This is a genomic window from Candidatus Hydrogenedentota bacterium, assembly GCA_035416745.1.
GTDB lineage: Bacteria > Hydrogenedentota > Hydrogenedentia > Hydrogenedentales > SLHB01 > UBA2224.
Genome location: DAOLNV010000002.1, coordinates 197,602 through 221,048 on the forward strand (window position 1 = coordinate 197,602; position 23,447 = coordinate 221,048).

Consider the following 23,447-nt stretch of genomic DNA (forward strand, 5'->3'; position numbering starts at 1 on the left):
TCGCGGCCAGCGGCGCCGGGAACAAGAGAGAGCCGGGGTCACGGCCTTTCAGGACTTCATGCGCAGGATTTCGTACCCGTGCTTGGGCGCGGATTTCCCCTTGAGCAAGACCGACCCGGTGGGCCGTGCCTCGGCCTTGTCCTTAATGATTTCGTACGTTGTTTCGCCCACAACGACTTGCCCCGGGCCTGCAATCGAGCAGAAGCGCCGGGCCACGTTTACCGAATCCCCCACAACGGTGAATTCCATCCGGTCGGGCGAACCCACGTATCCGGCCACGGTTTCGCCGGTATTGATGCCGATCCCGATTTCGAACGTTGGCTGGCCGCCGGTTTCCCGAAGGGCATTGAGGTCTTCGTTTTTCGCTTGTATGGCCATGGCCGCGCGCACGCAGCGTTCCGCGTCATCGGCAGCGGCGATCGGCGCGCCGAACACCGCCATAATCTCATCGCCGATGAATTTGTCGAGCGTCCCCGCATAGGTGAAAATGATTTCGGTCATGGCCGTGAAATGCTGATTGAGCATCATCACGAGTTCGGTGGGCGTGAGGCGTTCGGCGATCTGAGTAAAGCCGCGTATGTCGCAGAACATGGTGGTGACGGTATGTTTGTCGCCGCCGAGCTGCAGGGCGGTATCGTGTTTCATAACCTGCTCGACGATAGCCGGCGACAGAAATCGGCCGAGATTCGCGCGCCTCTTTTCGGTCGTGACCATTTTTTCGTAGAGGCGCACGTTCTCGATGGCCATCGCGGACTGGGCGGCAAGAGATGTGAACAGCTCGAGGTCCTCGTTGCTGAAGACCGCGCCCGGGCGGCTTGTGTCAAGGTAGATGGACCCAATAATGCGCCCCTCGGTCTTCAACGGAGCGCACATGGCGCTCGTGATGGCTTGCTGGATGATGCTTGCCCGCCCGCCAAACCGGTCGTCTTGATCTCGGCTGGCCATCAACACGGGTTCGCCTTTGTCGGCGGCTTTCTCGGCGATGCCCATGCTTGGCGAGCCGGCATGCAGCTCGTGGCCCATCTGGCGCGCCACCTTGACGGTCAGGCGGCCGGCCTGGTCGTCACGCAACAGCACGAAGCCCCGTTCGGCCTCCATGACTTCCATAACCTTGTCGAGCATTTCGCTGAGCCGCCGGTCCAGGTCGAATTCCGAGGCCATGAGTTTGCTCGCATCGTACAGTGCGGCCAGACGCCGGTAGGCGCGGCTCATGCTGAGGAGCTCTTTGCCCGTATCCACCTCTATGACTCGCGTCGTGCTGGCGTCCGAAAGCCCGCGCCTGCCGATCATGGTCATACTGTTGCCGATGCGATCCATCTCGGCGCGGATCAGGTTCAGATCCTGTATGATCGAGGAGTCTTGCGTCGGTGTTCGGGGCGCCATGACGCACCCCAGACCTTCCGGGTCGCGGTACACGATATGGCATTTGCTGCCAAGCCAGATATCGTCCTGATGGGACAAGACGCGTTCCACGATGCGCTGGCGGTTGACGTAAGTGCCGTTCATGCTCTTGAGGTCGATCAGTACGATTCTTCCGGCGCGGCACTCGATCTTGGCATGGTGACGGGACACCTCGTCGGCCAGCAGGACCGCGTCGTTGTCTTCGGCGCGGCCCAGGAGGATAGTATTTCCCGCAACCGGCAGGGTGATTGGCGCAAGGCCGGGTTGTTCGATATACAATTCTGCCATGGCCCGTGTCCTCTGGTCGGAGACGATTCTAACAACCCGGCGGGAAGGGGTCAACGCGAGTCCAGGAGCAACCAGCAGGCCGTTCTGTTCCTGAACAGGACGGGCGAGGAGACCCGCACATGCATCTGCAGGACCTGTGCAGCAAGTACAACATCCGGTTCAAGCGTCAACTGGGCCAGAACTTGCTGGTTGACGACAATATCAACCGCATCATGGCCGATGCGGCGAACCTGACAAAGGAAGATGATGTCATCGAAGTAGGGGCGGGATTGGGCGCTCTGACCCAGTATCTGCACCCGGTCGCGAAGCGCGTCCTGGCCATCGAGATAGATTTCTCGTTCATGCCCTGTCTCCATGACCGCTTCGGAAACGTGGAAAACGTAGTGTTGTTCCGGGGAGATGTCTTAAATCATGGCGTGGACAAACTGGCCGGCGAATTCTTGCCGGGGGGAACGCGCTACCACATGCTGTCCAACCTTCCCTATTACATCACGACGCCCGTACTGTTTCATTTCTGGGAATCGCCCCTGCCGATGCAGCAGATGGTCGTAATGGTGCAGGAGGAGGTGGCTTTGCGGCTTACGGCGGCGGTCAACACTTCCGACTACGGCATGCTGGCGATGGCCGCGCGCTATTACGGGGAGATTGACATCGTGCGCCGCGTCTCCCATACCTGTTTCCGGCCAATGCCCAAAGTCGATAGCTGCATCGTGCGCTTGCGCAGGCATGAAAGCCCTCTGTATCCTGATGTCGACCGCGGCTTCCTCATGAGGCTGATGCGGGCGGCGTTTGGACAACGCCGGAAAACGTTGTGTAACTCGTTGACGAAGTCGGGGAACTTCGGCGCGCCGCGCGACGCCGTTCTCGAGGCCATGGCAGCCGCATCGATCGCGCCCCAGCGGAGGCCACAGACAGTGACCCTGGATGAGTTCGCGCGGCTCGCACAGGAGATCCGCTCCCGGCTCGATACATAGGGTCCGATTCGTAAACCACAGGAGCATCGCGCTAATGAACGAGCCAACACAGCCGCCGGCGGCGGAGACGAACGGGGCCGGGGATACGCCGGAGAAATACGATGCCTATGTTATCGAGGCTCTCGCCAGCGGAGTGTTGGCGCTCGATCTCAAGGGCCGTATCGTGGCGGCAAACGAGGCGGCGTGCGCTCATCTGGGCATGGGACCGCGCGCGTTGACCGCGGGCGCCTCGCTGACGGATTTTCCCAAACTCGACGCGATGGCGCCCTACTTCGTCCAGGTCTTGAGGACAGGGCATGCCATTGAACGCCAGGAACTGGTTGTTGATATGGAAGACGGCGAGAATAAAGAGATCGGGCTTTCCGCGGGGCCGCTGATGATCGCCGGCGTCATACAGGGGGTGGTGTTTCTCTTTACGGACATGACGGAACGGCGAAAATTCGAGCGGGCGGCCGAGATCAACCGGCAATTGGCGGCGCTCGGAGAACTCACAGCCGGCGTGGTTCACGAACTGCGCAATCCTGTCAGCGTTATCAGCGCCATGGCCGAGATCCTCATGCGGAAATTGGGCGAGGAGGATGACCGCCATTCCGCCGCAGCAACCATTTACCGGGAAGCGGGAAGCCTCGAAAAAGCCATTTCTCAGTTTCTGGGATTTGCCCGGCCCTACGACGTTCATCCCGTCCATTGCACGCCGGAGGAAATCGCCAGCCGGGCTGTCCAGCTCTGTTTGCGCCGGGCCGAGAAGTTTGGCGTAAACCTGCGCAGCCGCGTCGCGCCCGATCTGCCCGAAATGCAAGCCGACGTGGGACGGGCCGCTCAGGCCCTTGCCAACATCATCAACAACGGCATCGATGCTTCGGGACGCGGCGGCGGGGTGTGCCTGAATGTCCGGCAGGAAGGCAATAAGATCGTGTTCGAGGTCACCGACACCGGCCCGGGCATATATTTGAAGGCGGGCGAAGATGTCTTCAAGCCATTCTTCACCCTGAAAGAAGGCGGAACAGGACTGGGCCTCGCCATCGTGCACAGGATCATCACGGCGCACGGCGGGGCGGTGAGCCACTCCAACCGGCCGGAGGGCGGCACATGCTTCGAAGTCCGCCTGCCTATCGAGTGGGGTGCCCGCCGGTAGGAGCCTGCTGCGGCGGTTCAGCGGGAAGATACACCCGCACTACCGTCCCCTCTCCGGGCATGCTGAAGACGCAAACATGCCCCCGGTGCAGGTCTACGATGCGTTTTGCGCCTGCCAGAACGGGCCGGTTCGAGAAAATCTCGGATGGGCCGGCTGGCTCGAATATTCGTGCCAGCGCGTTTGCATCCACCCCGCGTCCGGTGTCTTCCACGGTGAGCAAGACGTAGGGTCCCGGCGTTAGACCCGTGGCCCGCGTAATGCACCCCTCTTCGAGCCGAAGGTTTCTCGTCTCCAACGTTACGCGCCCTTCGTCCTCGATGGCGTCCAGAGCGTTCAAGGTCAAAGCCAACACCAACTCCTCGAGCAGGCCGCCGTCGCCGCGAACGGGCCATCCGTCGGGATTGACGCGCCGCCGGATGACGATTTGCGGCAACAAGTGGGGCTCTTCCTCGCGAAGGACGTTGCAGATGTGGGTATTCAGGCATACCGGCAAATGGGCGTGTTTATTCTCTTGTGCTTCCGGAAGCGCGAGGGGGCCGCTTTCGCTACGGGCGTACGGTGCTGCTGTATGCGTGCTTTGTTCGCGGCCTGTCGCATGATAGACAGCTGCGCTCACGGGTTGCCCTCCCCACGGCACCGCAGACCTCATGCATTTCTGGCATGCACCGAAATGTTCGAGGTTTGTGCCAGCCCTCTTCGTATGGTATGCGCACCGAGAGGTGTTGTCAATGGCGCCCACGGCGCGTGCCAGCGCGGGACATACCAGACCGGCCGGGAAGAACCATGAAATGTGACTCACAAGAAACAGGAGGGCTAGAGGCCCGATACCTGACTCCCCCAAAACAGGACACGTCTTCGGGAAGAAGGCACAGACATTCTCCGCGGATGAGGTCAATCCCGACGGGACTACAACGTGAGGCGCCCGGATGTGCCGGGCTTTCGGCCCTATGGGGCTATACACGCCCGCTGACCCGGCCCTTCAGACCGGGCCGGCATGTTTCGCACCCTTGGCGCTCCAGGGGGCTGCGCTATGGCCTGCCGTTGGCGCTAGAGAGGAAGTTTGACAACGCCGGAGTAGCCTGTCGAAGCATAGGCCGCCGACGTGCCAAAGCGGAGTTTCGAGGGTGTGCTCATTACGGGGACGATTTCCTCGAGCAGGCCCTCGCCGGAGCTGAAGTCGTACAGGGCGATGGCGTTGCCTCCGAGAACCACGTAGGCGCTCGAACCCCAAGCGTCCAGAAGGCTCCCCCAGTCCTTGGTCACCAAGACCGGATTGCCCAGCGCCAACGCACCGTCAGGCGAGACCGAGACCGCGTACAACTTCAGTCCTTCGGCATAGGTTTCCAGATACACCTTTGACCCGCGCCCGAGCATTTGGCTCGTGCCCTCCGACAGTTGAATCTCGTCGAGGGATTCAACCTCTTCCGCGCCATCCCAGTGCACGGTCCGCAAGTAGGATTGAAACTCTCCGCCTTCGAGCCACTGGTCGTCGCTCAACGCCAGCACGCCGTTTCCGGGCTCGTACTGGACGAAGATGCCCGGCACGTTCGCGCTCGGACCCGCCGATGGGGTTCCGGCCAAGTCAATAGACGTAACGAAATAGGCGCATTGCGGGTTGTCCGGCTCCTTCACTGGCTCGACCTCGACCGGTTCGCAGGTGGTCAGATACATTTTGGCGCCCGCCGCGTTGAGCGAGACGATGTTGTCAAATGCGAGGCCCGCCGTGCCCGCGAACACCCGGTCAGCAAGGTCAACCATGGCGAGCCCTTGATCCGCTGTGTCCGGGCCCAACACCGTATCGTAACTGTCGGCACGGCAGCGCAATACCAGCCTGTCTCCCAGAAGGAAGACCGCATCCGAGTGATATGAGGGGTAGAACGGCCGTCCAATAATGGCATCGGCCGTCGAGGCGTCGCGGTCGACTTCCGGGACCGGGCCATAGGGATACACCGGCCAATACCACCAGTAAAGCGGCTGGACCGGTACCTGGAGGGTGTCAAGTACCAGAGGCTGCGCCGGGTTCGAGCAGTCGACGATGGCCACCGTGTAGTAGGGCGACTCGACCCAGCTGGCCCCCACGAGAACAACCAAGTTCCCGTAGACCACCGTGTCCACCAGTTCGCCAATCTCGACTTCGACTTCAGCGCCGGATGCTTTCGTCAGTTCGGTGGGTCGAACGACCGTCTTCCCCGTGTCGTAGTGGGCAATCACTTCGGCGCCCACTTCCGGCGTTACCTCAAGAAAATCGGCGACATATTCGGCAAGCACGAGCCGGTTTGTGACGGACGGCGCGTCCAGGTTGCTCCCGTCAATCGTCACCAGCTGTTCCATCGTTATGCCGTAATAGTTGCCTTCGTAGTCGAAGGAACGAACCGCGGCGCCCGTGAGGTCGACGTGGCCGCGCACGGATAAGTCTTCGGGCGACCACGACACGAACTGAAGCCGTTCATACCCGCCCGAATCGTTCCAGCCGCTGAAGGGGACTATCAGAAGGTCATCAAACACCGAGAAAGCCTTGACATCGCTGTAAGCGCTGGACCAACTCCACGCCTCTCCGAACGAAACACGGTCAATGAGCGCCGGGCCGCCGGGGTCCGCCACGTCAAACAGACTCACGCACACGCGCTGGCCTTCGGTATCGTCCACGCCCAGCGCGATGAGCCGGTCGCCGCGCGGTTCAATATGCGTGGACCATCCGGGCACCTCCAGTTCACCCACGAGAGTGGGCGCGGCGGGATCCGACAGATCAACCACGAACAGCGGATCCTTGACTAGAAAAGTCACGATATAGGCTTTGGGCCCGTCAAACCGGGTAGCGAACACCGATTCGCCTGACGCGCGTTCCAGCTCAAGTTCCGCAAGCACCGTGAGATTGTCGGGGTCCGCGAGATTGATGGTCGTGAGAAAGACGCGCCGCTGGTCTTCCCAGGCGCCTGTCACGACGCGCAACGTCCCTTCCCACGCGTCCAGCTTGTAGCGGTCCGCCACGTATCCGCGCACATCCACCGAGCCGCGTACCTCCATCGTGCCTTCTGGGTCGCTGATATCCACGTAGGTGATCGTGGTCGGCTCCGAGGTCCACTGGGCCGAAGACGCCACGAAAATGGCTGTCGGCGTAGCCTGGATCACGTTGCCCGTTCCGCCAAACGAGACCTGGTCCGCCTGATAGATATTGTCCGCGTCTGCCACGTTAACGCTGGTCACCCACGAAGCGCTGGATTGGTCTTTCACGGCGACCACGCCGTCCCAATACCAGTCGAACTCGGCGCAGACCGCGTAGAGGACGTCGCCGACCAGCCGGCTGTCGACAAAATCGCCTTCCAGGGCAATGGAGGAAAGGAGTTTCGCGGATGCAGGCGCCGAAACATCGGCGATGAACAGCCGGCCCTGAACGGTATAGTTTATCGTGTTGCCGTCCGTTTCGTAGTTTGTTGCCTGGCCGACGAGGACATAGGCGCGGCCGTCGCGCACGTACAAGTCCCTTGGATACCCGTAAGTTGGAAGCTGGGCCAGGACTTCTTCGGTGTCCAAGTCGACCAGGGTCAGCCCCCGGTATTGATTCAATACGTAAAGAATGTTGGCATCTCGTCGGAAGACGTCGGGCTCGGTCACTTCGCGCGAGACATCTCCACCTTCTTGTCCTTCCCCGTCGGCTACGGCGTCTGGCGCCTCATCCCACCTCCACCATCCGTAGTTGCTTTGGCGCAGATCGGCGCTGGTGAACTGGTAACCGGTGTCTTCCGGCAGCACGAACGGACAGCCCACGGCTACCGCTAACACCACAAGAGCACAAGGGATTGAGAAGTATCGGCGCATGACCGTTCTCCTTGGTAAGCAGGGCTTCTTTCGGGCGGGCCTACAGGTTCAGATCGAGCCCTCGATCGCCCCATACTCAGCCTCAAACGATACACCCTTATGCTTATTCTACCACCAGGAACAGCCGCTATTACGGTTTCTTTCGCGGTAGAGATGACAGCCTTCGAGGCAACGTCGAAGAACTGGCAAGACGAGAAGACGGGGGTTCACAACGGGGAGCCTACGGAGAGCGCCGGCGGGCAACGACTGTCTGAGTTGCGTTGCCCCCGCCAGCCAAGGTCTCGTCGTGATTGATGGGGGCCGAGTGTTCCCGCCAGAAAAGGGGGCATGTTGGCTAAACCATTGCATTTGCTTGGGTTCATTGTGATCGGGAACGTTGAATTGCTTTCCGTTACGTGGTAAAGTACCCGTTTCTCGTAGGGGTAATGCTTGTCTTCTTGAGAAAGAGCAGATTGTTTCGGTGAATCCTGCGAGAGTTCTGGGATTCAGGAGTATCGAACGCGATGCCAACGTACACGTACGAGTGCCGCAATTGTCATCACACGGTGGATGTCTTTCACGCGATGACAAAGTCCCCCCGCGTGAAATGCCCGGCCTGCGGCAGTTTGCGCATGAAGCGGCTGCTTGGAACAGGCGCCGGGGTCATCTTTAAAGGTTCCGGCTTCTACGAAACGGACTACAAGAACGGGCGCACAAAAGGCAAGTCGACGGAAGAAAAACCTGCAAAGGGCGAAACTGCCTCCAAGAGCGAAAGCGCTTCGAAACCCGAGAGTGCGGGCAAGTCCGAATCCTCGGGGAAAAAGAAGCCGGATGGCGGGAAAGCGGCGTGAAACGCGCTCGAAATCTGCATACAGCTTTGTATTGCATAGGGTCACTCACTTGCCGGCGGCAGCGGTGAGTCGTTCCGGTCCTCTACGCGCGAGCGGCGTGGGTAGAGAATGCAGGGGGGGAGGATCGTTCTGTTTTTGCCGCAATCGCCGTGCAGACGGCAGCGAAAAGAGGTAAGAGCTGTGAACACCGCGGAAATCAAAGCATTAAACGACCGGTATATAATCAACACCTACGGCGAGCGGAAGCTTGCTTTCGTCAAAGGTTCGGGAACCCGCCTGTGGGATGCCGACGGCAAGGAATACCTCGATTTCTTCGCGGGAATCGCCGTGGTCAGCCTGGGCCATTGCCATCCTGCCGTCACGGAAGCCATTTGCCGCCAGGCGGGCACTCTTGTGCACGTGTCGAATCTGTACTACATCGAGCCGCAGGTCCGGTTGGCGCAGCTTCTCAGCGCGCACTCGTTCGCCGGCCGCTGGTTCTTCGCCAACTGCGGCGCCACGGCGAACGAATCGGCCATCAAACTTGCGCGGCGGTACTGGGCGGAACAGGGGACGCCCAAGCCCCATATCATCGCGGCCGAACATTCGTTTCACGGCCGCACGCTGGCCACCATCACCGCCACGGGCCAGAAGAAATACCAGGCAGGATTCGAGCCGATGATGCCCGGGTTCAGCCATGTTCCGTACGACGATGTGGCGGCTCTGGAAGAGGCCATCACCCCCGAAACCGGCGCCATCATCCTCGAGCCCATCCAAGGCGAAGGCGGCGTGCGCGTGCCCCGCGCGGACTATCTGCCCGCTGTCCGGCGTCTGTGTGACGACCGTGGACTGCTGCTGATCTTCGACGAGGTTCAGACCGGCATGGGGCGCACCGGAAAACTGTTTTGTCATGAGTACGCGGGCATAGCACCGGATATCATCACTGTCGCAAAGGCCTTGGGCAACGGTGTCCCTATAGGCGCCATGGGATGCACGGAAAAGGCGGCTTCGGGCTTTGCGCCGGGGATGCATGCCACGACGTTTGGCGGGAACCCCTTGTGCACGGCGGCCGCGCTCGCAACCCTCGAGGTGATGCTCGCAGACGGCTTTTTCGAGGGCGTGCAGGAAACCGGCGCGTATTTCATGAACGCGCTCGCGGAGCTGGCTGCCAAGCACCCGGTGATCAAGGAGGTCCGCGGAAAAGGGCTCATGATCGGCGTCGAGATGCGGGATGCGGTCGCGCCCGTGCTGGCCAGGATGCTCGAGGCCGGCATCGTGTGCGGCCCGGCGGGACCCAACGTCCTGCGTTTTGTGCCGCCGTTGATCGTTACCAGGAAGGACGTCGATCGCGTGGTTTCCGCCCTGGACGCAGTATTGGGAGAGGTCTGATGTTTACCGACTTTCTATCTCTGGCCGACCTGACAACCGCCAACATACTCGCATTGCTCGAGCTGGCCGATCTGCTCAAGGCCGATTTGAAAGCGGGCAAACGCGAGCATCCTCTGGAAGGCCAGACCCTCGCCATGATTTTCGAAAAACCCAGTCTGCGGACCCGCGTCACCTTCGAGACCGGCATAAGCCAGCTGGGTGGCCACGGGATCATGTTGGAAACGGGGCATATCCGCTTAGGAGAGCGGGAATCCGTGCCGGATGTGGCCCGCAACCTCGAACGCTGGGTGGACGGCATCGTGGCCCGGACGTTCAGTCATGAGACAGTGGAACAACTTGCGGCCTACGCACGGATACCCGTCATCAATGCGCTTACGGACAAGTTGCATCCCTGCCAGATCCTGGCCGACGCCCAGGCGCTTCGCGAACACAAAGGCGCGTTCGAGAATCTGAAACTCACGTTCGTGGGCGACGGCAACAACGTCTGCGCCTCGTGGTTCCATTTCGCGGCGCGGGTCCCTCTGAACGTAACGCTGGTCTGCCCGCCGGGGTACGAGGTCGATCAAGACATCTTCCGGCTCGCCCAACGCGAGGGCAAGGGCGAGGTGACGATAACTCACCAACTGGAGGAAGGCCTCGCGGGCGCCGACGCCGTGTATGCGGATGTGTGGGCCAGCATGGGGCAGGAAGCCGAGAGCGCCGAGCGCGCCAAAGCCTTCGCCGGCTACCAGGTGAGCGCGCGCGTCATGGGCATGGCCAAACCGGACGCCGTGTTCATGCATTGCCTGCCGGCTCATCGCGGCGAGGAAGTCACCAACGAGGTCATGGACAGCCCGCAATCGATCGTCTTTGACCAGGCAGAGAACCGTCTGCACGCGCAGAAGGCGGTCATGCTCACCCTTATGAAGAAAGACGCCCGTGGTCTGAATCGGAAACAGAAGCAACACGCCGGCGCGTAATGCGGCGGCGGTGTTCAGCAGGGAGTAAACGCTATGGCGGCGAAGATAAAGAAGATCGTTTTGGCGTATTCGGGCGGACTTGATACGTCGGTGATTCTCAAGTGGCTCCAGGAAGTCTACAAAGCCGACGTCGTCGCCTTCATCGCGGACATCGGGCAGGGCGAAGAAACCGCGCCGGCTGTCGCGAAGGCCAAGGCGACGGGCGCATGCAGTGTCCATTGCGAAGATTTGCGCGAGGAATTCGTGCGGGACTTCGTGTTCCCCGCGATGCGGGCGAATGCGCTCTACGAGGGGCGCTATATGCTGGGCACGAGTGTGGCGCGCCCGCTGATTGCAAAAGCCCAAATCGAGGTCCTGCGCAAGGAGAAGGCGGACGCCGTAGCTCACGGCGCGACGGGCAAGGGCAACGATCAGGTGCGGTTTGAACTGACCTACCTGGCATTGGAGCCGTCGGTCACGATTATCGCCCCCTGGCGCGACCCCAGATGGGAACTCACCAGCCGCACAAAAATGATAGAGTATGCCAAGACGCACGGCATCGAAGTTCCCGTGACGCTCAAGAAACCGTATTCGTGCGACCGCAACCTGCTCCATCTATCGTTCGAAGGCGGCATCCTCGAAGATCCGTGGGCTGAACCGCCGGCGGATATGTTCCAGCTGACCGTCGATCCCGCGGATGCTCCCGATGCGCCCACGTACGTCGAAGTCGCGTTCGAGGAAGGTACGCCGGTCGCCGTGGACGGCCAGGCGCTTTCGCCGGCCGCGCTGTTGGCCAAGCTCAACGCTGTCGCCGGCGCTAACGGCGTCGGCCGTGTGGATATGGTCGAGAACCGGTTCGTCGGCATGAAATCGCGCGGCGTGTACGAGACACCGGGGGGCACCGTGTTGTATGCTGCTCATCGGGCGGTGGAATCCATCACCATGGACCGCGAGGTGATGCTCCAGCGCGACCAGTTGTCGCCGAAGATCGCCCAGTTGATGTATAACGGATTCTGGTATTCGCCGGAGATGAAAGCCTTGACGGCCTTCATTGATGCGTCGCAACACAACGTGACCGGCACCGCGCGCATCAAGCTGTACAAAGGAAACTGCACGGTGGTTGGCCGGAAGGCGCCGAAATCGTTGTACGACGAGAAGATCTCGACCTTTGAGGAAGATCAGGGGGCCTATCAGCAGGCCGATGCGGGTGCGTTCATCCGGCTGAACGCCCTGCGGCTACGGGTTCGGAACAGGGCAGGATTGCTGTAGCAGCACGCGCACGAGGACACGCGGATGGCGAAGCTTTGGGGAGGCCGTTTTCAGGACCGGGCGGATGCGCTGGTCGAGGCGCTTGGCGAATCCGTGTCGTTTGACGCCCGTCTCGCCCCGTGGGACATCCGCGGAAGTATTGCCCACGCCCGTATGCTCGGCGAATGCAAGATCATCTCGAAGAGCGATGCCCGCAAAATCATTGCCGGTCTTGACGAGATCGCCAAGGAGGTCGCTGCGGGAACGTTTGTGTTCGATGCTTCGCTGGAGGATGTGCATACCAATATCGAGACCGCTCTGGTCCGGCGCATTGGAGACGCGGGCAAGCGGCTTCATACCGCGCGCAGCCGCAACGACCAGATTGCACTCGATGTCCGTCTCTGGATGCGCGACCAGATCGACGCCGTGCGGGAACTGGTGCGCGGGCTGCAGCGCGCGTTTTTGGACATGGGCGAGGCGCACCTCGAGATCATTCTGCCGGGATGCACGCATCTGCAGCATGCCCAGCCTGTGTTGCTGGCCCACCATCTTCTGGCCTACGTGGAAATGCTCGAACGGGACCAGGAGCGCTTCGGCCAGTTGTACAAGCGGGTCAACGTGCTGCCTCTGGGGTCGGCCGCCCTCGCGGGGACGTCCTACCCCATCGACCGCAAGATGGTGGCCCGCGAATTGGGGTTTGCGCGCATCTCGGGAAACAGCATGGATGCGGTGGCGGACCGCGACCATCTTATCGAGTTCTGCGCGAACGCCGCCATTTGCATGATGCACCTCTCGAGATGGTGTGAAGAGCTGACCCTCTGGTCCACTCCCGAGTATGGATTCATCGAGATCGGCGACGCGTTCACCACCGGCTCGAGCATCATGCCTCAAAAGAAGAATCCCGATGTCGCTGAGCTGGTGCGCGGCAAGACCGGCCGCGTCTATGGCGATCTGATGGCTCTCCTGACCGTCATTAAAGGCCTTCCCCTCACCTATAACCGCGACCTGCAAGAGGACAAAGAGCCGCTGTTCGATGCGTGCGACACCTTGCGGGTGTGCTTGTCCGTCCTGGCTCGCATGACGCCGTCCATAATCGTCCAGGGCGACCGTATGCGAGCGGCAGCCCAGGAAGGGTTCATGGAGGCGACAGATGTTGCCGACTACTTGGCCGAAAAAGGTGTTCCGTTCCGCGAGGCCCATGAAATTGTGGGGCGTATCGTGCGGTATTCCATTGACCACGACAAAAGGCTGCCGGAACTGTCTCTCAAGGAATATCAAGGTTTCTCTCCGGAGTTCCAGGGTGATATTCTGTCAAGGCTTACGCTGAACAGCATGGTGAGCCGCCGCTGTCACGCAGGGGGTACCGCGCCCGCGCGGGTTAGGGCGGCTTTACGTAAGGCGCGGCGTGTAATAGATGCTGGTAACGGGTAATTCCCGAGTATCTGGCAAACGCCGCAGCCGATTATGTGGTAAACTTAGAAATGCAGTCCTAAAACTGGGGATCACGCATGGCCGAACATTCCAAGATTCTGGTTGTGGATGACGAGGCGGTCATCCGCGAGCTAATGTGGGATATTCTTGCGGAAGAGGGCTATCCCGTCGAGGCAGTGTCTAATGGCCGGGCAGCATTGGACTTACTACAGAAATTCGATGATTTTGTCCTGCTTTTTACGGACATTATGATGCCCGAGATGGACGGCATCCAGCTGATCCGTGAAGCCCGCAAACTGAAGCCCACCCTGATCCCCATTGTCATGACCGGTTTCGCCACGCTTGAGACCGCCCGGGCAGCCGTTAAGGAAGGCGCTTACGATTACGTTCTTAAACCTTTCAGTCTCAGTGAGATAAAGCTGGCGGTCGCCAATGCCCTTGAACGATATCATCTGGCCAACGAGAACGCGCGTCTCCGTGAAGTGACGGAGTTGTTCACCTACAGCGAGCAAGTTGTCCGGTATCGTGATGAAGCGGCCTTGCTGGATTTCGTGCTCAAAGCCGCCTTGGAGCGTGTGGGTGCCAAGCGGGGCTCGATCATGCTCACCACCCGCGACGGGCGCGCCCTTGAAGTCGCTGCCAGCGTGGGACTGCCCGAAGAGGCGACCCGCGATTCGGTAAGCATCGGGAAAGGCATATCGGGGTGGGTCGCCCAGCATGCGTCGCCCCTTCTGGTTGAAGATATCGGCAAGGAACCTGAGATCAAGAGCAGGAGCCGCCATCTCAAAGATGCCTCATTTATCTCCGTGCCGCTGGAACGCAAAGCCCCCGTCGATGGCTGGCGGTATCCGGCGCCCGCCGGGAACGGTCCCCGGGTGCTCGCGGTGTTGAATGTCAGCAGCAAGGAAAACGGGCGCCAGTTCAACGAGGGAGACCTGAAAACCCTGAACGTTCTGGCCAATCACGCCTCGATTGCCATCGAAAACGTGCGCCTGATCAACGATATCGAACAATCGCACCTATCCACGCTCACCTCGATGGCGCTCCTGATTGAAGCAAAAGATCCCTATACCCACGGACACAGCCAGCGGGTGCGGGACCTGTCGGTGTTGGCCGCGCGGCGCCTCGGGCTGCCTCAACCCGAAATAGACCTGCTCAACCTCGGGGCAGGGCTGCATGATATCGGCAAGATCGGCGTCAACGACGGCATTCTCAACAAATGCGAGCCGCTCTCCGATCAGGAATGGGATATGATACGCCTCCATCCCATTATTGGATATGACGTGTTGGAACCCGTCCACTTCCTCACCAAAGGCCACCTCGCTCTTGTCCGTTATCATCACGAGCGCGTCGATGGTAACGGGTATCCCGATGGATTGGCCGGCGACCAGCTCCCTGAAATCGTGCGCATCCTGACCGTGGCAGACGCCTTCGATGCCATGTCGAGCAGCCGGGCGTACCGGCGCGGCATGCCGAGCGACCACATTGTTCAGGAATTACGGCGCTGCTCGAACGCTCAATTCGATGCCCGCATCGTCAATCTGTTCATCGACATGCTCCAGACGGGAGAGGTGAGTCTTACGGGCTGAGGTGTTCGAGCCGGTTTCCCCCAGATGCCGCCGCGTTCAGAAATTCCCCACAAGAGCCTCGGGTACGGCGCCTCGTTTGTCAGCCCGGCTGTTGACGTTCCGCTTCGCAAAGACTTGTTCGAGCGCGAAACCGCTGTAGAGTTCAATGACGAGCGGCGTCCACGAATTCGACAACAGCACATGAACGCCCCGCGCGCTCAATTCCCGGACAACCACCGCCAGTGCCCGCTGTTCTGCTTCTCCAAACCCCCCTTTTTGATAGGCCGTGAAGCTGGCCGTGGCTGAAACGGGGTCATACGGAGGGTCGAAATATATGAGATCTTCGGGTTGCGCGCGGTCCAGCGCCGATTCGAATGGCCGCGTCTCTATACAAGCATGCTGCAAGGCCCGGGACACCGCCAGAAGGTTGGCTTCGTCGCAGATTCGCGGGTCCTTGTAACGGCCCATCGGCACATTGAACTCGCCCCGGCTGTTCTCGCGGAAAAGACCGTTAAAACAGGTCCGGTTGAGGTAGATGATCCGCGCGGCCCTGGCAGCCAGCGATTCGGGCTTCGTTGCGCGCACGGCGTAGTAGTGTTCTTTGCAGTGGCACGCCTTATGTTCGCGCAACAGAGCGATGACCTGCTCCACATCGTGCTTCACCCCTTCGTAAGCGGCCACCAGGTTGGGATTGTTGTCTGAAAGGTACGCGGGTTCTTCGAGAGCGCCGTGCCGGTACAGTTCGAAAAACAACGCGCCGCCCCCCACAAATGGTTCGTGGTACCGGCCGAATCCTTCCAGGCGCTTGATACGCCCCATAAGTTCAGGAAGCAGTTGCCGCTTGCCGCCCGCCCATTTCAGAAAAGGTCCGGGCATTCTCATGGGGTCGGATGCCTGAACAAACGGGAGCTGCGTCTGTTCTCTCAGCGAGTCTCTGCGTCCGCTTTCACGCATCGCGGCTTCTCAGACGGATTTCCGCTCGGACGGCCGCCATCCGAACCAGGATTTCACCCGGTACCGCAGTATCATAAGAATCATTTCAAGCCCAAGAAAGAAGGCGCGGACCTTGCTGCCTGTAACCGACGATTCTCCGACGCGCTTGCGGTAGTTTACCGGGATTTCAATGAAGGGAAGGCCGTTGAGGATCGTGAGCAGCATGAGGTGCGGCCCGAACGCCGAGCCGCCAACGGCGAACTGCGGAGCAATCTTTTCATACGCCGCCCGGTGATAGAGCCGCATCGAGCAGCCCACGTCGGTCAGCAAGGTTGTATTGAACAGGAATTCCATCATCTTGCCGACCGCCCAGTTGCCCCACTTCAGGAAGAAGCCCATATTCGCGCCTTCCCACACCAGCTCCCGCTGGGTGCGCGTGCCGAACACAACGGGCACGTCATCCGAATACGCCAGCAGTTTCGCCACGTCGTGCCCCGAAAACGTCCCGTCGGGTTCGGAGATGATGAGCAGGTCCCCTTCCGCTTCGGACAGCCCTTTCTGAATGGCGTGGCCGTATCCCTGCTGCGTTTCGTATACGAGACGGGCCTTGGTCCGCGAGACTTCCTCGTCGGTGCCCTCGGCCGCGTTGTTGTTGACCACGACAACCTCATCCACGTATCCCGACGCGAAAAAATCCTCGATGGCCTCGCGAATCGAGTCCTTCTCGTTATACGTTGGAAAGATAACGGAAACTTTCTTGCCGTCCCACATAACCTGCTACCAATACGTGTACAGCATCGTTTCCGTCAACCAGCACTGGGCAGCCAGAAAACATACGGTGGCCGCCAGCGGACCGATGCTGCGGGTTTCGCGTCCGATGCGGTCGAGCAAGTGGGCCGCAGGGACAACCAAGAACGGGATGATATACATGGCGGACCGTTCGCCCTCGCCGCGGGCAAGGTAGAACAGGTCCAGGACCAACAACGTCAAGGCGAAGAGCAGGAAGAGCGTACGGGTATCCGGCTCGGGCTTCAGTAGACGGCGAAGAAACAGCACGGATACGGGAATTCCCGCAAAATACAGCCAGCACAGGGGATTGAGGAACTTCCAGGCCCACCACGGGAAACGGGGCGTGATGAGGTCGAGGTTCGCCTGATCGGTTTCGAATTGCTCTTTGCATATCCGAAAACAGGCGATGACGTCGAACCCGGACCACCACCTCACGGCGAAATGCGTCGCGATGAAGGCCGTCAGCATCAATGCCGCCGTTTGAAACACGGCCAGACGGCTTCCTCTCTGGAAGAGACGCCACAGGCCCACAAACGCGAAGAACGCTCCAATCGCAACCAGCGAGAATGACAGAAGCGACATCAACGCGTAGAGGAACCCTGCAGCCAGAGCATAAGGGATCGAGCGGCGGTGCAACGCGCGCCAGAACAAGAACAGCGTTGTGAGTGTAAAGGGCATGAACAAAATGTCCGCGCTGGTAGCCGTGAACAGCACGATCGTCGGAACCACCGCGTACAGGGTGCACGCCGTGCGAGCTACCCGAGGCCCCGCCATGTCCCTGGTCCAGAAGTACAGCGGAATGACCGCGGCCGCGCCGAAAAGAATCGTCGTGATGGCCAGAGGCAAGGGCGCCTGCGTGAACGTGACCATCGAGAACACCCAGAGCAGAGCCACCGGACCCGGCGGATGGACCTTCGAGTGCATCGACAGGTGCGGGTGCATCTTGATGTAGTCGCGGAAAAGGCCCTGGAGCGATGTGCCTTTCCCGATATCCACGATGTATTCTTTGTCGTGGCGTTCGTAGGGAGCGGCGATTCCTGAAGGGCCCTCGCGAACCATCGCGAGAGCGGCTGGGAACAAGATGGCGAACACCAACAATCCCGCGACAAAAACGCGGCCCGTCCTGGGTGACCAATTGTCTTCAAACCAGTCCCCTCGCCGCAGACGCCAGAACCACAATGCGAACCCTCCGAGAAACACCGCCGCGGCCGGGAGATGCCAAGGGAGCGACGCAAGGTCGAGCTCAGGACGCAGCAAACCGTAGAACGGCGTGGGATGATAGTAGATGCCCTCAAAGCCCAGGGCCCATACAGCCGCCGCGGCGAGAAGATACCACATGAGCCAGCGCACGTAGACGCCCACAAGACGCTGCGCCGCGTGTGTCTCAGAACCGTCTATGAGGAACCCCGCTGCCATGCGCCGTATTGTAATGGAGACGGGCATGCCAGTCCACTTTGCAAATGATGGAACCAAGACACGATATATGGGGATTAATGACCCGCGCCCCTCATCCGAAACCACTAGGGATTGTGGTAGAACCTTTGACTTGACAATATGTATGCTGTAATATTTTGAACGGCCTAGATATGGTAGAAAGATGAACGTCCCGCGAGACACCTCCTGGTACTACAATCTGGTTTGGCGCAGCACGGCTTCCGGAAGGCGGCTGCGCCGTGCGGTTGTTGTCTCTCTGTTTCTCCACGGCTTCATTCTCGTGGGCGTGTTCATCGTGTTTGCATTCCACGAGCCCCCGGAACCGATCCCCCTGTATCAGGTGCAGCTTCTGGACGATGCGCAGAATATCGATGCGGAACCTGTTGAAGAAGCGGTCGAGCAACCGGAGCCTCAACCGCCGCCGCCCGAGCCCGAACCGAAACCTGAGCCGCCCAAGGAGGAGCCCAAACCCGAACCGCCTCCCCCCGAACCCAAGCCTGAGCCCAAACCCGAACCAAAGCCCGAGCCCAAGCCCGAACCAAAGCCGGAGCCCAAGCCGGAACCAAAGCCTGAGCCCAAGCCCGAGCCCAAGCCCGAGCCCAAGCCCGAGCCAGCCCCGGAACGGCCCGCCGAGGAGGCCGTCAAGCCCGTGAAACCCAAAGAGACGGGTGTGACCATGGAGAATCCGCTCCCGTCCGAACTATCCTATTGGGCGCGGATGGTTCAACGGAAGGTGACTAACTACTGGACCGTCCCGGGCGGTATTCCCATCGATCTGCAGAACAACCAGGCAAAGATATCCTTCTGGGTCGACCGAAAGGGTAATCTCATTGGCCAACCGGAGATCGTTCAAGAGGCTAACGATCCCGCACTGGCCCAGTCCGGGTTGCGGGCGGTGCAGTTGTCTGCCCCGTTCCCGCAGTTGCCCGATACTTACAGCGAACCGGAAGTTCAAGTTGTCTACACGTTTACCCTTGTACGATAGGAGACGTATTGTGAGAAGTTGGTGTCTGACTGTTATCGTAGTGCTTTGTGCCCCTCTCGCCTTCGGTCAGGTTGAGATCGGCACCACGGGGCAAGCCGAGGGCCGCATCCCGATAGCCATCCCGGATTTCTGCACCGCCCCGGGCCAGGAAGCGCTCGGCAAGACCATGGCCAGCGTTCTGGCCTACGACCTTTATTTCTCGGGCATTTTCGGTATTGTGCCGCCCACCGCGTACCCTCCAAACTTCACCGGGTTCACGCGCGACCCCCAAACCATCGATTTCGATGCATGGCGCGGCACCAAGGCCGAGTTCCTCGTGCACGTGTACGTGGTGTCCGACGCGAACGCCCTCACCGCCGAATGCCGTCTTTTCGACGTGTTCTCCGGCGAGATGGTGAGCGGCAAGCGGCTTTCAACGCAGGGCGAAGAATGGCACCGGCTGGTCGCCCACCAGTTCGCTGACGAGATTGTGCGCCACCTGACCGGCGTGCCCGGGTGCGCCTCGTCGCGGATCTGCTTCAGTGGCGGCGCCACGGGCAAGAAAGAGATCTATATCGCCGACTACGACGGAGCCAGCGTGAAGCAGATTACCCAGCACGGCTCGATCTCGATCCTGCCCAAGTTCTCGCCCGACGGCCGCAGAATCGCGTATCTTTCGTACAAAGATCGCTACCCGTTCCTGTACGTTCTGGACCTCCAGACGGGCGAATCGCGGCCCTTGTCCAAGCAGGTAGGGCTCAACGTCGCCCCAGCCTGGTCCCCCGACGGCAACCAGCTTGCCATGGTCCAAAGCAAAGACGGCAACAACGAGATCTACCTGGTGAACGCCGACGGATCCAATCGGCGGCGCATTACCGATAACAGCGCCACCGACACATCGCCCACATTTGATCCGACGGGCACGAAAATCGCCTTCGTGAGCGAACGCGGAGGGGCGCCCCAGATCTATGTGATGAATGTCGATGGCTCCAACGTCAAGCGCCTGTCGTATCAGGGGGGGCGCGCATTCGACCCCGTATGGTCGCCGGACGGCGCCAAGATCGCCTTTGTGATCGAGAAACCCGGCGACGGTCCCGAGATCTACGTTATGAACGCAGACGGCACTGAGGCCAAGCGTCTGACGAACTCAGCCGGAAGCAACGAGTCGCCCACATGGTCGCCCGATTCGCGCCATGTAATGTTCGCATCGACACGGAGCGGACGCTGGGAACTCGGCGCCGTAAACGTTGAGACGGGCGAGGAGCAGCGCATCAGTATCAACGCCCAGTTGGCCTTTCAAGGGCCGACATGGGGACCCCGCAGACAGTAAGCTGCAACCTCGGAGCGCAGGTCCGCACGGCCCTGATTCTTTGTGACACATTGAAAACACGCGCCATTTGCGCGACACTACACCTACCATGGGCGAAAAAACCATCGTACAGAACCGCCGCGCGCGGCACGACTACCACATCCTCGAACACTACGAAACCGGTATCGCTCTCCAGGGCACCGAGGTCAAATCGATCCGCGCCGGCCAGATCACCCTCAAAGACAGCTACGCCGAGGTCGAAGGCGGCGAACTGTATCTCATAGGCGCGCACATCGCTCCTTACGAACAGGGCAACATCTACAACCATGACCCCGAACGGCGGCGCAAACTCCTCATGCACAAGCGCGAGATCATCCGCATCGGCCACACCATCGCCGAAAAAGGGTTCACGCTCGTGCCGCTCCGCGTCTATTTCAAAGACGGCCGCGCCAAAATCGAACTCGGACTCTGCCGCGGCAAACAGACCGTCGACAAACGCCAGACCATCCGCGATCGCGAACAATCCCGCGAAGTCGACCGCGCACTCAAGGATATGAAACGGAAGAAGTAGGCAGGAGCCGTCTACTCCGGTTTGGGACCGGCGTTACGTGTCCTTCAACAGGGGGCGGGGTTTCCACTCCGCCATTCTTCTTTGTCGCCTTCGCCGTGATTTGGCGATGGGACGTGCCTATATCCGATCGATAGCGTATCCAAGAAGAAGCGGGCCAGCTTGACCCCTTCAGAGTCGGCGCTTTGTCAGGCCGCATGGTCCCCGGGTTTCATCCGGGGCTATTCAAACTGGCCCCCCGCGGGGCCCGTTGGTGGAGACACCTGCATCGCGCTCCACCGTGTCCGTCTCGCCCGCTCCGTCCACAAGACCCGAACTCTTTACCGGGTGCCGCGCGCTATCCCAACCGTCCTATGGCTCACAGGATAGCCAAGGCTTCGGTAGTGACCCATTCATTCATGACGGCGCCCCTGCCCGTATTCGCGGTCAGGACGCTGGACGCTCACTGATCAGCGCATTCAGGTCGTAATGAGTATACGGCAGGTTACAAGCCGGTTGCTCCACGGTGCTGTTCGCGACCCACAGCTCCAGGGTGGCCGGTTTGAACAGAGCGTCGTGCATGTTGCTTTTCATGGCCACGCCGCGCGCCATCATGTCCAGTGCGATCTGCGGCGTAATCTGGCCGTACATCTTCTCAACCCGGTCAGCGAGGCACATGTACCGATTGCCGGCCGACATCAGTACTGCATCTTCAAACGGGCGCGGAAGGAGGTCTTGCTTCTCATTAGGCGCGACAAACGTTATGGTGTCGGGCTCCGCGGCTACGCCGAACGCACTGCCTCTGCCTTCGTCGGCTTTTGAATCACTCACGCAATAGTAATACTGGCACGTGCGCGGCGTTTCCAACATGATACGGCGAACGTCGTCGAGGGTCTCGGCCTGTTCGAGACAAAGGCGGACAAGAATCGTCATCGGCATGCCGTCCCACTCCCCCTCGCCTTTCCCGCCCATCTCACCGATGGCAATGCGTTTCGTGCTCATCCCTGTCACGCTTCCGATTGTGCCGGAGTATCCCACGTTGACGAAGGCATTCGCACCGTCAGGTTCCTGGATGATGACCAAGGCGTATTTGTCCAGTCCCGCGTCGCGCATGTAGTCCAACACGCGGCCGTGAAGGAGAGCGCCGTCGGCGGTAGCCTTGCCCCAGAAGGCAAACCCGCTGCAATGGAACAGCTCGGGGAAGATGGTGAAATCCTGGACCTCCTCCTCCGTCAGCCCCGTGGCTTCCGCCATGCCCCTGATCTCATCCTTAATCCCTTGGGGTATGAATGGGCTGGTACGCTCCCAGGCTTCCCGGATGGTGACGCTGTAGTCCTTTTCCTTCCATGCCAAGGTACCAATGATCTTGACCTGCTTGGCCCCCTCGAGGATTTCATTCTTCATCAGCGTGCCGTGCTGTACGCCCATGTCGTAATACGAGCCTTTGAGATGGAGCACGCGCGTCGTCCCGATCTGTTCGAGGTAGGCTGGGCCGTGCTCGGCAAGCAGTTTCCTCGGTGCTTCCGGAGCGATAACGGCGGGGAGCATGTCTTTCTCGTCACTCGTGCCGACAAGCCAATGGTCGGGCGGAAGCGTGCGCTCAACCGCGGACTCTTCGGCGGCGTTCAGTTTGGCCTCCGTCTTGGCGGCGGTTTCCGAGAGCACGCCGGGGACGGGGGATGCCGGCGCCTGTGCGGCCGGTTGCGTGTCTTCGGCAGCAGGCTCGGACGGAGACCCCTGCTCGGATTTCTGGGGACTGCAGCCCAAACAGAGGCCGAAGAAGAGCAACATCAGCAGAAAAAGACTGAAAAGGTTCCGCGTATGCATGGTAATCTCCTTGCAAAAAGTGCCGACCTGAACTTGACGCAGAGATCCGCGTCGTGATTTTCAGCACGGGTTTCGCCTCAACCCGTGTCGAGGCGTGCATCCCCAACCTCTTGACAGAAAAGATACTACGCTTGAACGACTTGCCTGTCAAAGAGCCGCGAAGGCCGTCAATGACTGCCGTGATATTCCCGCACCAGACCGGGCATTTCGCCCAAGCTGCTCATCATGTGATATAATGGCGTCTTGCACGCTCTGGTTCCTGTCGTCGAGCGCGCACGTCCCTTCGTGGGGGCGACAAGGTTTCGACGAGGGTGAGAGAAGCGTGTGCTGCGTGCCGAGGTTGATCGGTTGGCCTCGTTAAAAGCCGATCACGTTTCAACTGCCAACGAACCATTGGCAATGGCAGCTTAATGTTGCCCGTCTTACCACTGACCGCCTGCTAGGTGGCTAAGGCGACGACAGCGGGCCTCGTCCCCGGACGCCGGCGGAACGTTCGGACGGCGAGTAACGATTCCGTCTAGCGACCCGGAAAAGCCAGCCTGAGGCGTTCCCGGGCGGCGAATCCTCAAAGGACAGGCTACGCACGTAGACGCGCACGTGGAAGCGCCTTCGGACGCGGGTTCGATTCCCGCCGCCTCCACCATTTT

General features: G+C 60.3%; 18 protein-coding genes and 1 other RNA gene. 12 read left to right on the forward strand and 7 right to left on the reverse strand.

Annotated elements, in window-relative coordinates; genetic code table 11:
• Positions 1–48: 48 nt before the first annotated feature.
• Positions 49–1,689: an adenylate/guanylate cyclase domain-containing protein gene (locus PLJ71_01855; protein HQM47398.1), complete on the reverse strand. Its 1,641-nt coding sequence runs from the start codon at positions 1,687–1,689 to the stop codon at positions 49–51.
• Between the two features lie 119 nt (positions 1,690–1,808).
• On the opposite strand from PLJ71_01855, the gene rsmA reads away from it, so the two are divergent.
• Both rsmA and PLJ71_01865 read left to right on the forward strand, forming a co-directional pair.
• On the forward strand, positions 1,809–2,663 hold the full coding sequence (gene rsmA, locus PLJ71_01860; protein HQM47399.1) for a 16S rRNA (adenine(1518)-N(6)/adenine(1519)-N(6))-dimethyltransferase RsmA: 855 nt from the start codon (positions 1,809–1,811) through the stop codon (positions 2,661–2,663).
• A gap of 34 nt (positions 2,664–2,697) precedes the next feature.
• Positions 2,698–3,798: an ATP-binding protein gene (locus tag PLJ71_01865; protein ID HQM47400.1), complete on the forward strand. Its 1,101-nt coding sequence runs from the start codon at positions 2,698–2,700 to the stop codon at positions 3,796–3,798.
• Here PLJ71_01865 and PLJ71_01870 read toward each other — a convergent pair.
• On the reverse strand, positions 3,773–4,414 hold the full coding sequence (locus PLJ71_01870) for an ATP-binding protein (GenBank protein HQM47401.1): 642 nt from the start codon (positions 4,412–4,414) through the stop codon (positions 3,773–3,775). The two genes, PLJ71_01865 and PLJ71_01870, sit on opposite strands and share 26 nt — an antisense overlap.
• Positions 4,415–4,845: 431 nt before the next feature.
• Positions 4,846–7,614 (reverse strand): beta-propeller domain-containing protein, encoded by a 2,769-nt coding sequence (locus tag PLJ71_01875; GenBank protein ID HQM47402.1) that lies wholly within the window; start codon positions 7,612–7,614, stop codon positions 4,846–4,848.
• Positions 7,615–8,117: 503 nt separating this feature from the next.
• Between PLJ71_01875 and PLJ71_01880 the strand changes: the two genes are divergently transcribed.
• From PLJ71_01880 to PLJ71_01905, 6 genes are all read left to right on the forward strand, one after another.
• Positions 8,118–8,444, forward strand: a complete 327-nt coding sequence (locus tag PLJ71_01880; protein ID HQM47403.1) for a zinc ribbon domain-containing protein — start codon at positions 8,118–8,120, stop codon at positions 8,442–8,444.
• Positions 8,445–8,624: 180 nt separating this feature from the next.
• Entirely contained in the window at positions 8,625–9,812 is a 1,188-nt protein-coding gene (locus PLJ71_01885; protein ID HQM47404.1) for an acetylornithine transaminase, read from the forward strand.
• Positions 9,812–10,771 (forward strand): ornithine carbamoyltransferase, encoded by a 960-nt coding sequence (gene argF / locus PLJ71_01890; GenBank protein ID HQM47405.1) that lies wholly within the window; start codon positions 9,812–9,814, stop codon positions 10,769–10,771. The genes PLJ71_01885 and argF overlap by 1 nt, the downstream gene beginning before the upstream one ends.
• Positions 10,772–10,804: 33 nt before the next feature.
• Complete coding sequence (locus PLJ71_01895; GenBank protein ID HQM47406.1) at positions 10,805–12,019, forward strand: argininosuccinate synthase; 1,215 nt, start codon at positions 10,805–10,807, stop codon at positions 12,017–12,019.
• A 24-nt stretch (positions 12,020–12,043) separates the two neighbouring features.
• Positions 12,044–13,429, forward strand: a complete 1,386-nt coding sequence (gene argH / locus PLJ71_01900; protein ID HQM47407.1) for an argininosuccinate lyase — start codon at positions 12,044–12,046, stop codon at positions 13,427–13,429.
• A 77-nt stretch (positions 13,430–13,506) separates the two neighbouring features.
• Positions 13,507–15,018: a response regulator gene (locus PLJ71_01905; protein ID HQM47408.1), complete on the forward strand. Its 1,512-nt coding sequence runs from the start codon at positions 13,507–13,509 to the stop codon at positions 15,016–15,018.
• Positions 15,019–15,054: 36 nt separating this feature from the next.
• Here PLJ71_01905 and PLJ71_01910 read toward each other — a convergent pair whose 3' ends face one another.
• From PLJ71_01910 to PLJ71_01920, 3 genes are read right to left on the reverse strand one after another with little or no spacing between them, the layout of a single operon-like run.
• Complete coding sequence (locus tag PLJ71_01910; GenBank protein ID HQM47409.1) at positions 15,055–15,951, reverse strand: DNA adenine methylase; 897 nt, start codon at positions 15,949–15,951, stop codon at positions 15,055–15,057.
• 9 nt (positions 15,952–15,960) lie between these two features.
• On the reverse strand, positions 15,961–16,701 hold the full coding sequence (locus PLJ71_01915) for a glycosyltransferase (GenBank protein HQM47410.1): 741 nt from the start codon (positions 16,699–16,701) through the stop codon (positions 15,961–15,963).
• A 6-nt stretch (positions 16,702–16,707) separates the two neighbouring features.
• On the reverse strand, positions 16,708–18,162 hold the full coding sequence (locus tag PLJ71_01920) for a glycosyltransferase family 39 protein (protein HQM47411.1): 1,455 nt from the start codon (positions 18,160–18,162) through the stop codon (positions 16,708–16,710).
• Positions 18,163–18,316: 154 nt separating this feature from the next.
• Between PLJ71_01920 and PLJ71_01925 the strand changes: the two genes are divergently transcribed.
• The 3 genes from PLJ71_01925 to smpB all read left to right on the forward strand — a co-directional run bounded on the left by PLJ71_01925 (position 18,317) and on the right by smpB (position 20,997).
• A complete protein-coding gene (locus PLJ71_01925) occupies positions 18,317–19,138 on the forward strand; it encodes a TonB C-terminal domain-containing protein (GenBank protein HQM47412.1) in 822 nt (273 codons plus the stop codon).
• Positions 19,139–19,148: 10 nt separating this feature from the next.
• On the forward strand, positions 19,149–20,447 hold the full coding sequence (gene tolB / locus PLJ71_01930; protein HQM47413.1) for a Tol-Pal system beta propeller repeat protein TolB: 1,299 nt from the start codon (positions 19,149–19,151) through the stop codon (positions 20,445–20,447).
• A gap of 88 nt (positions 20,448–20,535) precedes the next feature.
• Positions 20,536–20,997, forward strand: a complete 462-nt coding sequence (gene smpB / locus PLJ71_01935) for an SsrA-binding protein SmpB (GenBank protein ID HQM47414.1) — start codon at positions 20,536–20,538, stop codon at positions 20,995–20,997.
• 423 nt (positions 20,998–21,420) lie between these two features.
• On the opposite strand, the gene PLJ71_01940 is transcribed toward smpB, so the two are convergent.
• Entirely contained in the window at positions 21,421–22,800 is a 1,380-nt protein-coding gene (locus PLJ71_01940; protein HQM47415.1) for a C45 family autoproteolytic acyltransferase/hydrolase, read from the reverse strand.
• A gap of 287 nt (positions 22,801–23,087) precedes the next feature.
• On the opposite strand from PLJ71_01940, the gene ssrA reads away from it, so the two are divergent.
• Positions 23,088–23,443: a transfer-messenger RNA gene (gene ssrA, locus PLJ71_01945) on the forward strand.
• Positions 23,444–23,447: the final 4 nt, after the last annotated feature.

What these genes read in the sequence shown, in the direction of transcription:
- argF (HQM47405.1), top strand. Translation starts at nt 9,812, where the DNA reads ATGTTTACCGACTTTCTATCTCTGGCCGACCTGACAACCGCCAACATA.
- PLJ71_01855 (HQM47398.1), bottom strand. Translation starts at nt 1,689, where the DNA reads ATGGCAGAATTGTATATCGAACAACCCGGCCTTGCGCCAATCACCCTG.
- smpB (HQM47414.1), top strand. Translation starts at nt 20,536, where the DNA reads ATGGGCGAAAAAACCATCGTACAGAACCGCCGCGCGCGGCACGACTAC.
- PLJ71_01920 (HQM47411.1), bottom strand. Translation starts at nt 18,162, where the DNA reads ATGCCCGTCTCCATTACAATACGGCGCATGGCAGCGGGGTTCCTCATA.
- PLJ71_01910 (HQM47409.1), bottom strand. Translation starts at nt 15,951, where the DNA reads ATGCGTGAAAGCGGACGCAGAGACTCGCTGAGAGAACAGACGCAGCTC.
- PLJ71_01880 (HQM47403.1), top strand. Translation starts at nt 8,118, where the DNA reads ATGCCAACGTACACGTACGAGTGCCGCAATTGTCATCACACGGTGGAT.
- PLJ71_01925 (HQM47412.1), top strand. Translation starts at nt 18,317, where the DNA reads ATGAACGTCCCGCGAGACACCTCCTGGTACTACAATCTGGTTTGGCGC.
- PLJ71_01895 (HQM47406.1), top strand. Translation starts at nt 10,805, where the DNA reads ATGGCGGCGAAGATAAAGAAGATCGTTTTGGCGTATTCGGGCGGACTT.
- rsmA (HQM47399.1), top strand. Translation starts at nt 1,809, where the DNA reads ATGCATCTGCAGGACCTGTGCAGCAAGTACAACATCCGGTTCAAGCGT.
- PLJ71_01905 (HQM47408.1), top strand. Translation starts at nt 13,507, where the DNA reads ATGGCCGAACATTCCAAGATTCTGGTTGTGGATGACGAGGCGGTCATC.
- PLJ71_01865 (HQM47400.1), top strand. Translation starts at nt 2,698, where the DNA reads ATGAACGAGCCAACACAGCCGCCGGCGGCGGAGACGAACGGGGCCGGG.
- PLJ71_01940 (HQM47415.1), bottom strand. Translation starts at nt 22,800, where the DNA reads ATGCATACGCGGAACCTTTTCAGTCTTTTTCTGCTGATGTTGCTCTTC.
- PLJ71_01915 (HQM47410.1), bottom strand. Translation starts at nt 16,701, where the DNA reads ATGTGGGACGGCAAGAAAGTTTCCGTTATCTTTCCAACGTATAACGAG.
- PLJ71_01875 (HQM47402.1), bottom strand. Translation starts at nt 7,614, where the DNA reads ATGCGCCGATACTTCTCAATCCCTTGTGCTCTTGTGGTGTTAGCGGTA.
- argH (HQM47407.1), top strand. Translation starts at nt 12,044, where the DNA reads ATGGCGAAGCTTTGGGGAGGCCGTTTTCAGGACCGGGCGGATGCGCTG.